This window comes from Sedimentitalea todarodis, assembly GCF_032595355.1.
GTDB lineage: Bacteria > Pseudomonadota > Alphaproteobacteria > Rhodobacterales > Rhodobacteraceae > Sedimentitalea > Sedimentitalea todarodis.
On sequence record NZ_JASMWN010000014.1, the window covers coordinates 135428 to 147648 of the forward strand.

A 12221-nucleotide genomic window follows, 5' to 3' on the forward strand; every position below is an offset into this window, starting at 1 on the left:
ACCGCCCATGTCCATATCGCCCGGTTTGCTCGGCGTGCCAAACCGTGGATTAACCTCTACGTGCAAGTCTCCTGTAAGCACATTGTTATGCGAGCGGTGGGATCACATGGCTCAAGCACACCATCTGCATATCGGAAGAAGGCGATCTTGGCCGCCCCGCCGAGCGTTACGGCCGCGAATGCGCCGGACGGGTGCCACCTAATCTCCGGCACGAAGGTATTGTCCACGTCTTCGATTCCGAGATCTTGCACGGTCGGTTTACCGAGCTGTCCGTCATCAAGCGGATAGAGAGCGATCTGACCCAAGGCCGCATAGGTCACCGCGATTACTTCACCGGACGGATGGATATCGATGGCGGTCGGCGGACCCGCGGCTTCGACCGTCTGTCGCACGGTCGGATTGGCACGGTCGGACAGGTCTACGACTGTCAGCGTGTTGCCTTGCTCGATCTCGCTGAACTCTCGCGCATCTTCTGCTGGCTGGGCGAAGGGCTCGGTCGAGATGGCGGTTTGGCCGTCATTAGTCACGGCGAGCACATTCGGCCAAGTCGCGACAGAGTTGGACACGTTGACGTCGCTCCGGGCCCACGTGCCGTCTTCGGTGCGGCTCAGAACGCTGAGAAGGTCTGGCTCGCGAGGCCCAAGCAAGCCGTCGATATAGCCCGTGGCGACCATGGCGCCGTCAGAGAGTGCTATCAGATCGGAGTTTGCGAAAGGCGTGTCCTGCGCGACGCCGACCGATGGGAATGCCAGAAGGGCGAGGGCTGCGGTGGTGCGTTTGAGAGTATGTATACCTGGCAGCAAGGCCCCGTACCGTTCTTCAAGGGCCTGCTCCATTCCGGGGTTGAGGGCTTCAGCCAATTCGCGACCGCGCGCATATGTATCGTTCATAACAGACTTTCCTGATTTTTAATTATTGGCGCTGGCCCCTTGGGTGCCAGAACCCGATCAGGGATAGTCCTGAGAAATCAACCTGCCATCGAGCATCATCGGCAGGTAAAGAGTACTTCCGTCAGACGAAATATCGGCAAGTCCCGGCGCAAACTGGGCCGTCTGGTGTGCCTCGCCGTCACTCCCGATCTCAAACAACCCGCCCGTCACCCAATCGCTCACGATGATTGCGTCGTCGACCCGGGTGATACCGTCGATATTGCCGATGCCTGGAGCGACAACGCTGATCTCCCTTGTCTCCAATGAGATGGACAGAAGAGACCCGGGAGTTTCTGTTGTGAAATCATCGCGCAAGCCGGAGCCCCATGACCCGACGAGTAGCCGTCCTCCATCGAGGAAAACGCCATTGGGGTGGGCAAGCTGCGAGTCACTGAGCCAGAGTGCCAACTCTCCATCGGCGTAGCGCCACAGGCTGTCCGTCATCAGATCGCTCACATAGGCGACTTCTCCATCGGAAGTGACGTCATTGAGAAAGACGGCTTCCGGCATGGCAAGCGACCGACGGATTTCTCCTGTAGCAAGGTCGATTTCGTGCAGTCTGGTCAGGTCTGCGACCAGCAGCACGTCGCCTACGATTGTCATTCCTTTCGGTGCGTCCAGCCCCGCGGCCCAATTGGCGTCGATCACGTCACCGTCCGGAGTCAGAAGCACAAGGCTACCCTGCCCATCGGCAGCGCCCGGATTGCCTATGATGGTGCTGAGAATGATCCGGTTTCGATCGATGTCGAAAACTGCCGACTCCGGCATGTCGAAACCATCCGCAGTCCAGTTTTCATCCGCCAGTACGGCGCTTCCGTTCAGGACCAGAGCCAGTCCTGCCAACATCGTTTCCTTGATCATATCCAAATCCTCATTTGACCTAGCTTGAGGTACTGATAATGATCTAAATGGAACACATCTAACTTTCTGGTATCAGTTTGCGATACCGAAAGGTGGAAATCAGCATCAGAGAGGCCTCCGTGCAAGCCAGAATTTTCGAAACACTCAAGACGGTGCTGCGTGCGCGCAAGATCACCTACGCGGAGCTTGCGCGCAGGCTCGGAACCTCCGAGCCGACGATCAAACGCGTGTTTGCCGCGCGAGACGACAAGCTAAGCAGGATCGTCGAAATCTGCGATGCTCTGGAGCTGTCGCTGGGAGACGTGGTGGCACAGGCCAAACGTACGACAGTCACGCCGGTTGGGCTGGGGGACCGTATCGAAGCGCAACTGGCCGGTGATCCGTCGCTGTTCAACTTCTTCATTCTGCTACACGATGGCATGCCTGTCGAAGAAATCGCGCGACAGTTCAAGCTGGATTCGGGCGATACGCTCAGGATGGGTCAGAAACTTGAACGGCTTGGGCTTGCTGAAGTGCAGGCGACCGGACGCATCCGCATGCTTTTGGAGCACCCGATCCAGTTCAGACGCGACGGGCCGTTGCATCGTGCCCTGATGAAGATCAACCTCGACTTTGTCCGTCAGGTTTTTCTGACTCCGGACACAGAGGCTGCCGCCTTTTTGACCCAGTCGCGCCGGATATCGGACGATACGGCCCGCCATATGATGACGGAGTTGCGCAAGCTGAACCGTGAGTTGTCCGAGATGGCGCGTCAGGATCAGCTGACACTGCCCGCATCTGAGCTCAAAAGCCATAAGCTCAGTTTGGCCTGGTCCCACGTCCAATTCTCCAGCCTGCTAACAATTGAGGTCCAGTAGGTCAGATGTAACCGGTTCTCATATGTCGTCTGTACGACAGCAGTCATTGGCGCATTCGAGGCGAAATGGCGCATCGTCCGCGTTGTGTGAGGTCGCCGCGTCCTTGTTTGTGCACTCGCAGCGAAAGTCTGAAATGACGGGCCGCATCGCAGCGGAGGCTGGGCGTGGTCAAGGGCCGGTATGGGCCGACCTTACCGATGCTCGGTGCCGAGCGAGGCCGATGCTGCGCCGCATCCGAGGTCGGCAGAGAGCCCTTTCACGACATTGATGCCGCAGTATCAGAAAACATGATTTGTTGCGCGGAGCACATTGAAGATTTCTTCGAGAGCAGTAATCCTTATCTGGGAATGGCGTTTGACAAGCAGAAGGAAACAAAGTGAGTCGAACTACGACGACAACGATTGCTTTATGTATCGCCACCGCCGCGTTCGCCGATGGAACGAGGACGATACAGCACATTGAATGTGCTGCCTACGCCGAACTCAGCCGATTTCCGTTGGCACGCATAGAGGGCGCATCTCGCGCGAACGCTGATGCCGATCGGTTGCGCGACGCGCACATGGCCGAGGCATTGAGGCTTGGAGCGCCACTGGTCGAAAAAGATTCCGGCTTTCCCGGATACATTAAGCCCCACCCTGTAGGAGGGTCGGCCGAGGCAGGCATCGGCTATTTTTTAGGGTCTGTTGTGACGACAGAGCAAGATCACTTCGAGCTACTGCACGGTGCCCCGCCGACCAGTGGCGAGTCCCTCGATGACCGCTTCGAACGACTCGCCGACTGGTATCGCCTACGCACGGCGGAAATGACAAGTCGCTACGAAGTAGCCGGTTGCATTGACCTTTTCTGAGGCAAAAACAACCGTTTGCTGAACGGTTCACCGAACCCTACATTTGCGCACTTGCAACGAAGGTCTGGAAGGTCCGCACTGCGTGAATTCGCCCGGCACCCGATTTCGCGGATGCGGCGAACGGCGGCAAAGCCGGGCTGCACCGCAGCAGGACTGGCCGCTGGCCAGAGTCCGCTCTGGGCCGTCCCCGGCACACTGGCTTGAAGTTTCACCTTCCTTACGTTGTCGATAGAAAAGAGGCCGTGGAGAAACTGGAAGGGGCTCGAATTGTGACAAAGAACTGGACCGCGATAAAGGGGGCGTTGTCGGGATTTTCCAGGGTACAACTCATGGGCCTCGTCCAAGACCTGTATCGCGCCGACGCGAAGAACCGGGATTTCCTGCATGCAAGATTCCTAGTTTCGGATGGGGGCACCGACCTTTCACCCTACAAGAAGCGGATCAAGGCAGCCATCAATCCAAGCCGGTGGGACGCACCCATCAAATACCGCGACGCCCGACGTGCCATATCCGATTACAACAAGGCTAGGGGACAGCTCGGCGAAACGCTGGAGCTAATGTTCTACTACGTCAAATGCGGCAATGACGTCACGCTGGAGTTCGGTGATATGGATGAACCTTTCTACAACAGCATGGGGTCCATGTTTGGCTCGATCGTGAAGAAATTGTCCGTGCAAGCCGACCCGGAACTGACGGCAACCTGGCTGGATCGGCTGGAGAAAGAATATCACCGCGTTGCCAATACCGGCTGGGGCTATGGCGACGAACTTGGTGGCTACCTTGAAGACCTCAGGTCTTCGCAAGCATAGTTCCTATCCGGTCCAGCCCGTGCGGCATCAACAGTGTCCACTCAGCACGATCCAAATTTGTCCACAGGATTTGCGACTGCGTCGAATGTCCGGAACTACGGGTCGCGACGCAGCATCAGGGTTGGTGGCAGATGCCCGCAAAGGGCCGATCTTACCTATGCTCAGGTGCCGAACGAGGCCGATGCTGCGCGGCATCCGAGGTCGGCAGAGAGCCCGAAACCAACTGATGCTGCAGGGTGCACGATTGTCGGCATTAGTCAATTATCGGCTGACGGGGCTACTGCAGCTTCACAAATTACGCTAAGGAAATCGATGTATTCACGGAACGCAGCTGCGCCACTTTCTGAGAGGCAATAGACTGTATGCGGCCTTCCTTCGAGCCTCATTCGGCTATGCAAGTATCCGGCGGCGCCAAACTTTTTTAGATGTGCATCCAGATTGCCATCGGTGATTGAAAGAGAGGCTTTCAACTGAGAAAAGCTTGGCTCACCAACATAGAGCAACAGTCCTAGTCGTGTTCTCACTGGCTGGTGGAAAATCGGATAGGGAACAGACGGAACCCGCTGCATCAGATTTCGCGACGCAAGAGTTGCTCAGCTGCCTTGTCCCACGTCCAAGTCGTACCCGACGCCAACAGTTCGACGCCACCCAGCCAGCCGTCGCGCCGCATGAGACTGAACGCGTCTTGCTCACAATCTAAAACTCTACGTCCAGTTTCTGTTAAGCTCAGGCGCTGAGCGTTGAAAGCATGGCGCTCATTCTCTGATAACGACGGAAAGCTGAATGGGGTTGGATCACAGGTGACTAGCCCGCCGTTGCAAAGGGCGTCTATTGCCCTGTACGTCGGCCAATCGCCAACAAAGAGAGCTGTTTCCATATCCATATTCCGCAAGAATAGGTGTTCGGGGTTGTGAACGCCTTCGCCGACAAGGCGAAGTAATTGGGTTTCTGTCCGGTTCAATCCGGTTGCCACGTCCGGGAACTCTTCAAGATGGCGACGTAGCGCCGCCGCCAAAAAGGGCAGTTCACTCAATTCGCCACCAAGGAATGCCAAAAGATCATGTGGATCGCTTGATCGGAATGCAGCCCAGCCAGAAGCTGCCAAGTCCAGCATCTTTTTCGTTACCGGTCGTCGCACTTTCAAGAGCGACGCCATTTGCTCGGCGTTAAGCTGCCCTATGCCCCTGAAATTTGGTTCGCCGGGAAAACTGTCAATGCAGATCATGTCCAGCGTCGTATCTTTAAGCTTGGTATCTGAGAACCAATCGAGGATTTGCAGAATTTGAAGTTGGTCAAGAAGATCGTGTTCGAACCATAGAACTATGCTGTCGTAGCTGCTTGATGCATTCAAGTGTCGATCTCTCAGTTGAAAATCTCTTTCAGCGCCGGTTGGGTCTGCATCAGGTCCGACAAGATAGCGTGCACGCAGAACACTCAGTTCGGAAAGGCTCAACTTTGCTGGAAACGGCCCATGATGCATTGGGTCGCGCCACGGCAGAACGTCGCCGGGAACAGCACTTTGCTTGATGATATTCGCAGCGCCATCGCCGTTTGTGATGTTCAATATTTTCATTCTGCCCTCACAGATACTTATTACTCTGTAAAGCAGATTAACTCTGCAATACAGAGTAAACTTTCCGGCTATTCCGCAGCGTCCAGTGGTACAAATAAAACCTGCAAAAAAAGGCGGACGTGGGAATTCAATGCGCAAGCGGCACCGAAGTCCCGCCCTGCCGTCACTCGTCTCTCGGAAATGCTGCGCGATGCATCGATGGCCGGTCTGGTGATGCTGCGCTGCCGCGACGCGTCAACCAATGTACGTCGGCTCAGGGCCGGTTGTAACTGCGACGAGGCCCCAACACCCAGGCTACCGTCAGTTGCAGATCGGCAGCGGCCTCGGCGACTGTTTCGGCAGGGACCGTCTCCATCTGTTGATGACCCGTTGGAGGGTTCGTTTTGGCCAGAATTTGGGGGCGTCGATGGCCCGCAGACATGCGTCATTCCAGTAGTCCATGGCGCACGGACGAATGTGCAATTCAGTGGCGAATCCCTTTACGGACGACAGTTCAAGTTTTGCCGAACATTCCGGCCAACACTGCTTCTGCCTCTGCCAGCCCTTCTTCGGTCAGAACCAGGGACTTCGCCCGACCGGCGGGATTCTCGATCAGGCCTTTATCATAGAGCCGGTCGGTGATCGCCCAGTCGATCCCTTTCCAGACCCGCCGACCGTCGTGCAGCGTCAGGCTCAGAATGGCCAGTGCGGCCGCATCCAGTTTGTCGTTATCCAGTTCCATGGTTTCCACTCGGGCAGATTCCCTCGTCGTCATACTGATGCCGAAGCGCGTATTCGCGCAAGGTTTGAGGGTGAAGATTCTGGTGGCGGAGTTTGCCGGGTCACTTTGCGCCGCAGTCGTTGCCGCATTGGACCCGCTTGTGACACATGTCCGCAACGCGAAAGCTGCAACGTGGCGTCGGTTTTTTGCAATGAATTGCAGCTCGGGGCCGGAACCGTCTCATTCGCCTGTTACTCCTTCGGTTGGTGGAGGCGGTGCCGGGGTGGTTACATGTTCCGGCCTGCGTTTTTCGTAAAAGGCGTTTCCGCCTGTCGTCAGGACATAGTGCATATTGTCGTAGAACGCTTGATACGAGGCCGCGTGGAAGAAGTGAGCGTTCGCGGTACTCGGGTGCCTCTCTCCTTCCAAAACCGAAAGGGCTGTAACCTTGGCGAGGAGGGCTGACCTGCCCTCCATTTCCCTGGTCATGACGCCGGGAGCGAACTGGTTTTTCTGGCTGACCACACCGCAGACGGTGTCGGGGAAAGCGTCGGACTGAACGCGATTCATAACGATGCTACCGACCGCGATCATCCCGTCCCGGCTGGAGCGATTTGATTCGAAATACATCGCACGCGCCATACAATCGACTTCGGTTGTGGGCGGAGGTGACTTGCTGCAACCCGTCAGAACCGCAAGGCCGATGGAAACCGCAGCGATCAGTTGTTTGGTGTTGGAATGCGGCAAGCTTACGACCTTCCCGACGTTGCCTTTTTGGGTGATTGTAATTGAGCTGACGTCTTCCAGAAATCCCAGAGGCGGGCAAGAGCTATGCGCTCACTTTGTGACGCATGGCAGTGTCCAGTCGATGAATGGAAACCTCGACCAGAACCGTTGGCATCCTCACCTCAGGGAAATGCCGCGAACGGCGTCAGCGTCCTCCGCACAACATCAATCCCCGTTCCCGCAATAGGGCGTTGTTTCCGCGAGCCACCAACCTTGGCAATACTGATCTGATCACCGCGCATTTATCGGCTTCCTTTCGGGGAACCTTTCCCGCTCGGTTCACCGCAGATCGAAGATCCAGCTTGATCTGTCATTACCTTTCCGGTTGCTGTTCCTGCTGTTTTCAAACTCCCACGGCCCGGCACCGTCAGGGCGTTCCTGCCCGTCTTATTGCGAAGACGGACTTCGGGGACGTGTTGAAGGGGTCCTGACTGATCCCCTTTGTTTCTCGTTGATGGTTTATCGCCGGTCGCGGCCTGGTCGTGCCCCCCGCTTTCGCTCCGGCAAGCGGAAATGCGGTTTCCACGCTTTGCGCGGACCCTCCGGATTTCAGCTTGCGCCCCGGCCTGACCTGACCGGCGCTTTCAAAACCATCGAAACAAAAGGAAATCGATCATGACCAACTACGTCCTCACCGTTCCCGTCACCTACATGAAAGACGGCCAGGAAAAGACCACCTACCGCCGCGTCGGCGCCGTGTTCGAAAACACCAAGGCCGAAACTGGCGAGGCCTTCCTCTCGATCAAGCTGGACTTCCCCGTCGCCGTGACCGAGCTGGTGGCCTTCCAGCCCAGGGATAAGGGAGGTGATCAGGTCTGAAGCCCTTCGGGCTCCGGGGCGGCGGAAACGCCGCCCCTCTTTCTTGCGGGGGTCCGTCGCGGTTCTTTCTTTTGGCGACCCTTTGCCAGCATGTTCAGCGGTGCCGCGTCTTTGTTCCCGTGTGGCGTAGACGTGCTTTTCGGTCACGGCAAAGGCGCGCGCGATGGCGGCGGGGTGCAGATCACGCCGCGCCACATTCTCCATGTGGCCCATGCTTCGGCGGTCTCGCGGTCGGGGGCCAGCATCACCATCGGGCTTGCCAGATCGGGATGCGCGTCGTTGAGATGGTTCAGGGCGCGCAAACGGCGTCCACCCGCGACGATTTCCACGCCGCCCGTGTCGGTGGCCAGACCGGCAATGCTCTGAATGAGACCAGCAGCCCAGATGCTTTCCGCCAGTTCAGTCACATCATCCAGGGACACGTCCTGCCGGGCGTTCATGGGGGATAGCGTCAGCTTCGCAAGTGGAAACTGGGCTTCGGTTGCGATGATTTTGGATTGCTTTGTCATTGGGACAATCCTTGTTCGTGTGGTGAGTTTCGTGTTATAAGTACCCCAGCCTTTCAGGGCTGAGGCGAGGGGGCCTTTGATGACCCCGCGCTGGATCAGGAAGGGCGTTCTCTTCCAAAGTCATCGCCCTTTCTGACAAGCGTCCATGCCTCGGCAAAGCGGCGCTTCATCAGATCTTCACTCGTTGGTCTCACCGTCCTTTCTGTTTGTGGCGATGGTGTGGGAAGAATGTTGGCCGCCCTTCCCGATGGCCTGCTCGACAGGCCTGCCTCGGCGCGGGGCAGGGAGACCCCCGCAACCGGGTTCAGTCATCGTATGGAAACATGATGGTCAGGACGCGACGGGTTTGTTGCAGATCGCTCGGGACCGGTGATCCGTACTCGTAGTGTTCGTCGTACAGATCGATTTGCCACAGGAGCTTTTCACCCGCGACGGTCACGGCTCCAAAAGCGTGATCACCATACGGATCGCTGTCCTCGGCGAAGTTGGTATCTCCGGCAACGGCCTGCGCCGCCAGCGCGATAAACACCGCACCCTTCGCAGCCAGGCTCGCGGTCATGACAGTACGGCCCGTGACATAGCGGACTATGCAATTGAGATTTAGCTGTTTTTGCGGATGTGCCGACATCCCCGCATCGACAGTCGCGTTGAGGCTCCGCGCCGCGAAAACTGACTGCGAGCCCACTTTGACCGATGCTGCGCATCGTACGAATGGCAGCTTCATTAGTCCGGTAATCGCCATCCATTCTCTGCGTCGGTCATCGCACTATCCGGCATCGAAGGCGGCGACAGGCGGAACGGCCCCTCGTTTCCACGTCATCACGATGATCGCCGTGACCGTGATCTGGACCGCTGCGAACACCGCCATCGCCGAGAGGAGACCGAGCATATCGGCCAGTGCGCCGCTGGCGATCACGGGAAGCGAGAACCCGAAATACGCATAGACGAACAGACCCGCTGTCGCCCGCGCCCGGTCGTCCGGCGCACGCAACGAGACTTCTGCCAGTGAGGCGAGATAGGTGAAGCCATAGCTCGCCGCGCTGGTGACGCAGGTGCCGACGAGAACGAATGCCAGAACCTTCAACCACACACCGGCCAGAAGAACGAGAAAGCCGAGCGGGATCAAAACGAACCCGAGGGCGAGCGCGCGGTCGTTGGTCATGCGCCGGGCAAGCGGTTGGCAGAGAAACCCCACGAAGATCGCGAGGAAGATGACAAGGCCCGTCCACCCACCGAGGTCGTTTGCGGCAAGCTCCAGCGGAATGACCGCGATGGTCATGCCGGTCGTGGACCAGGCAAGTGCCATTGCGGCCCCGAACATCCATGTGCCGGAAGGGAAGACCGGCAGTCGCAGAAGGGAGACGGGTCGGGGCTTGTCAATTCGGGGCAGCCCGAGGGCTATCACGGCGAGGATCGGAGCCGCCACGAACAGGGCGATGTAGCTGGCGGGCAAGAGCGTCGGTCCCTGCACCCCGAGACTGATACCGGTCGCCAGCGCGCCGCCGCCAAAGCCGAGCGACGTGGCAGAGGTCACGATGAGGGCGGCGTTCTTCGCGCGGTCCGAGCCGAGAATTTCCGTCATGTAGGCCGTCCCGGCGGTCGTCGCGAGACCCGTTCCGATCCCGAGCAGGAGGCGCGCGACGACAAGACTTGTCCAGCTTGGCGCCTGCACGAGAAGCCCCGTCGCCAAGGTGCCCAGGATCAACGCCAGCGCAATCGGAACCCGTCGCCCGATCCGGTCCGAAAACCCGCCGAGCAGCAACAGTGTCGGCATGAGGCCCCCCACATAGGCCGCAAACGCGACTGTCACTGCGGTCGCCCCGACATCACTTTCCGCCGCATAGGCATCATAGAGCGGAGCCTGAAGGTTCACGGCGAACGTCACCGTGAAAAGACCAAGGGCGAGCAGTGAAACCGGGATCAGTGTGGACATGGGGCGCGGACCTCTAAGATTGACTTGAGATCGGAATGGCATGAGATAATAATTATGACAATTTTTCTTTTGTACTAGATACAGTGAGAATATGGAGAAGGCCCGTTACATACGTCTTGCCGATATGCTCTCGACGGCAATTCAAGAGGGCAAGCTGGCTCCGGGCACGAAGCTGCCCACACATCGCGCGTTCGCCGAACAGTGCGGCGTGGCCCTTGCCACGGCGACTCGCGCCTATGGGGTGCTTGAGCGCAGAGGCATGATCGTCGGCGAAGCCGGTCGCGGCACCTTCGTGCGAGACCTCGGATTACCCCCTACACTGGGCATTCGGCACACTGCCAGCGATGGCCTCATCGACCTGGTTTTCAACATGCCGGGGGACGCGGGCGACGCGGATATGTTGCGGGCGGGCCTGCGGCGACTTGCGGCGGCGGGCGACCTTGAAGTGATGCTGCGCTACCAGCCTCACGGCGGGCGAACGCACGAACGACGGATCATTGCCGAAAGCCTTGCCTCGACCCTTGGTCCTATCGACCCCGAGTGCCTTCTGGTCACGTCAGGCGGCCAGCATGGGCTGGCAACCATCGCCCTTGGGCTCTTTCGACGCGGCGAGAGGATTGCAACTGATACCCTGACCTATCCCGGCTTCAGATCCATCGCGGCGTTGCAGGGCCTCGAACTTGTTCCAGTCGAGGGAAGGCGCGGCGTGATGGACCCGAACGATCTGGAAAGGCAGTGCCGCGCAGGCAAGTTACGTGCGGTCTATCTGATGCCAACGGTTCACAACCCCTTGGGTGCGGTCATGGATGAGGCGACACGCTTGCGTCTGATCGAGATCGCGCGCGTGCATGACCTGTTGCTCATCGAAGACGCGGCCTATGCTTTTCTGGAGCCGGACCCACCGCCAAGCCTCATCGCTCTCGCGCCGGAACGAACGATCTATGTAGGGGGCTTTTCCAAAAGCCTCGCGACAGGGTTGCGTCTGGGTTACTTGATCGCTCCTGCGACCCACACAGACAGATTGCTTGAAGCGATCAGGGCGACGACCTGGAACGCCCCGGCGCTGATTTCCGGTCTGGTCACGGGCTGGGTGGAGGACGACACACTTGCCAACTCCGAAGAGACCCGCCGGCAGGGCGGTGCGGAGCGCCAGCAGCTTTGCCGGGCCGTTTTGGGTAGATCGCCTGTCCTGTCGCATCGCAACGCAGGCTTTGCCTGGTTGCCGCTCGAAAAGGGAGTTCGGGCAGAACCGATCGTCACACGCCTGAAGGAGCGGAACATTTCAGTATGCGGTGCAGAGCCATTTGCAACGACTGTTGCAGTACCACAGGCTTTGCGTCTCGCCTTCGGTGGCGTGCCGCGGGATGAGCTGAAGGGCGTTTTCCAGACAGTCCGTGAGGCTGTCGAGGGGGCTGCGGTATGGTGAGAGAATTCTGAGAGCTGACTTTCGTGCGGCCGTAGCGAAAGCTCACTGTGTCTTAGTGTCTGATCGGAAATGGGTTGAGTGAATTCAGCAGGTTGTGATTCTGTTTGGTTGTGAAACTGAACGGAGATCACGATGGCCTGGACCGAATTCACCCGTACGCAGCATAGTCGCA

14 protein-coding genes are annotated in these 12221 nt (G+C 58.3%); 5 read left to right on the plus strand and 9 right to left on the minus strand.

The features are described from left to right. Positions 1-56: 56 nt before the first annotated feature. A complete protein-coding gene (locus tag QO231_RS16800; RefSeq protein ID WP_316778970.1) occupies positions 57-890 on the minus strand; it encodes a lactonase family protein in 834 nt (277 codons plus the stop codon). A gap of 57 nt (positions 891-947) precedes the next feature. Continuing rightward, positions 948-1790, minus strand: a complete 843-nt coding sequence (locus QO231_RS16805; RefSeq protein WP_316778973.1) for an SMP-30/gluconolactonase/LRE family protein — start codon at positions 1788-1790, stop codon at positions 948-950. A gap of 119 nt (positions 1791-1909) precedes the next feature. On the opposite strand from QO231_RS16805, the gene QO231_RS16810 reads away from it, so the two are divergent. From QO231_RS16810 to QO231_RS16820, 3 genes are all read left to right on the plus strand, one after another. Further along, the gene (locus QO231_RS16810) at positions 1910-2647 is read left to right on the plus strand and encodes a helix-turn-helix domain-containing protein (protein ID WP_316778975.1); all 738 of its coding nucleotides are present in this window, start codon (positions 1910-1912) and stop codon (positions 2645-2647) included. A 376-nt stretch (positions 2648-3023) separates the two neighbouring features. Continuing rightward, positions 3024-3494: a hypothetical protein gene (locus QO231_RS16815; protein WP_316778978.1), complete on the plus strand. Its 471-nt coding sequence runs from the start codon at positions 3024-3026 to the stop codon at positions 3492-3494. Positions 3495-3763: 269 nt separating this feature from the next. Then, positions 3764-4303 carry a hypothetical protein gene (locus QO231_RS16820; RefSeq protein WP_316778981.1) on the plus strand — a complete coding sequence of 180 codons (540 nt, stop codon included), beginning with the start codon at positions 3764-3766 and terminating at the stop codon, positions 4301-4303. A gap of 257 nt (positions 4304-4560) precedes the next feature. Here the strand turns inward: QO231_RS16820 and QO231_RS26160 are convergent, their stop codons facing one another. From QO231_RS26160 to QO231_RS16835, 4 genes are all read right to left on the minus strand, one after another. After that, positions 4561-4872 carry a transcriptional regulator gene (locus tag QO231_RS26160; protein WP_394356611.1) on the minus strand — a complete coding sequence of 104 codons (312 nt, stop codon included), beginning with the start codon at positions 4870-4872 and terminating at the stop codon, positions 4561-4563. Then, positions 4872-5876, minus strand: coding sequence for a hypothetical protein (locus QO231_RS16825; protein WP_316778984.1), 1005 nt, complete (start codon positions 5874-5876; stop codon positions 4872-4874). Before QO231_RS16825 ends, QO231_RS26160 begins: the two co-directional genes overlap by 1 nt. 493 nt (positions 5877-6369) lie before the next feature. Further along, positions 6370-6597, minus strand: coding sequence for a DUF6429 family protein (locus QO231_RS16830; protein ID WP_316778987.1), 228 nt, complete (start codon positions 6595-6597; stop codon positions 6370-6372). Positions 6598-6816: 219 nt separating this feature from the next. Then, entirely contained in the window at positions 6817-7323 is a 507-nt protein-coding gene (locus QO231_RS16835; protein WP_394356612.1) for a cell wall hydrolase, read from the minus strand. A gap of 654 nt (positions 7324-7977) precedes the next feature. Here QO231_RS16835 and QO231_RS16840 point away from each other — a divergent pair. Next, a complete protein-coding gene (locus QO231_RS16840; RefSeq protein WP_316778991.1) occupies positions 7978-8181 on the plus strand; it encodes a hypothetical protein in 204 nt (67 codons plus the stop codon). Between the two features lie 143 nt (positions 8182-8324). On the opposite strand, the gene QO231_RS16845 is transcribed toward QO231_RS16840, so the two are convergent. From QO231_RS16845 to QO231_RS16855, 3 genes are all read right to left on the minus strand, one after another. Next, positions 8325-8690, minus strand: coding sequence for a ParB N-terminal domain-containing protein (locus QO231_RS16845; RefSeq protein ID WP_316778994.1), 366 nt, complete (start codon positions 8688-8690; stop codon positions 8325-8327). Positions 8691-8994: 304 nt separating this feature from the next. Beyond that, positions 8995-9432, minus strand: a complete 438-nt coding sequence (locus QO231_RS16850; protein ID WP_316778997.1) for a DUF3768 domain-containing protein — start codon at positions 9430-9432, stop codon at positions 8995-8997. Positions 9433-9456: 24 nt separating this feature from the next. Beyond that, positions 9457-10623: an MFS transporter gene (locus tag QO231_RS16855; RefSeq protein ID WP_316778998.1), complete on the minus strand. Its 1167-nt coding sequence runs from the start codon at positions 10621-10623 to the stop codon at positions 9457-9459. Positions 10624-10714: 91 nt separating this feature from the next. Here QO231_RS16855 and QO231_RS16860 point away from each other — a divergent pair, with 91 nt between their 5' ends. Then, the gene (locus QO231_RS16860; protein WP_316779001.1) at positions 10715-12049 is read left to right on the plus strand and encodes an aminotransferase-like domain-containing protein; all 1335 of its coding nucleotides are present in this window, start codon (positions 10715-10717) and stop codon (positions 12047-12049) included. Positions 12050-12221: the final 172 nt, after the last annotated feature.

Coding starts and splice junctions, on each gene's coding strand:
- QO231_RS16800 (WP_316778970.1), bottom strand. CDS start 890: ATGAACGATACATATGCGCGCGGTCGCGAATTGGCTGAAGCCCTCAAC.
- QO231_RS16805 (WP_316778973.1), bottom strand. CDS start 1,790: ATGATCAAGGAAACGATGTTGGCAGGACTGGCTCTGGTCCTGAACGGA.
- QO231_RS26160 (WP_394356611.1), bottom strand. CDS start 4,872: ATGCAGCGGGTTCCGTCTGTTCCCTATCCGATTTTCCACCAGCCAGTG.
- QO231_RS16825 (WP_316778984.1), bottom strand. CDS start 5,876: ATGAAAATATTGAACATCACAAACGGCGATGGCGCTGCGAATATCATC.
- QO231_RS16830 (WP_316778987.1), bottom strand. CDS start 6,597: ATGGAACTGGATAACGACAAACTGGATGCGGCCGCACTGGCCATTCTG.
- QO231_RS16840 (WP_316778991.1), top strand. CDS start 7,978: ATGACCAACTACGTCCTCACCGTTCCCGTCACCTACATGAAAGACGGC.
- QO231_RS16845 (WP_316778994.1), bottom strand. CDS start 8,690: ATGACAAAGCAATCCAAAATCATCGCAACCGAAGCCCAGTTTCCACTT.
- QO231_RS16850 (WP_316778997.1), bottom strand. CDS start 9,432: ATGGCGATTACCGGACTAATGAAGCTGCCATTCGTACGATGCGCAGCA.
- QO231_RS16855 (WP_316778998.1), bottom strand. CDS start 10,623: ATGTCCACACTGATCCCGGTTTCACTGCTCGCCCTTGGTCTTTTCACG.
- QO231_RS16860 (WP_316779001.1), top strand. CDS start 10,715: ATGGAGAAGGCCCGTTACATACGTCTTGCCGATATGCTCTCGACGGCA.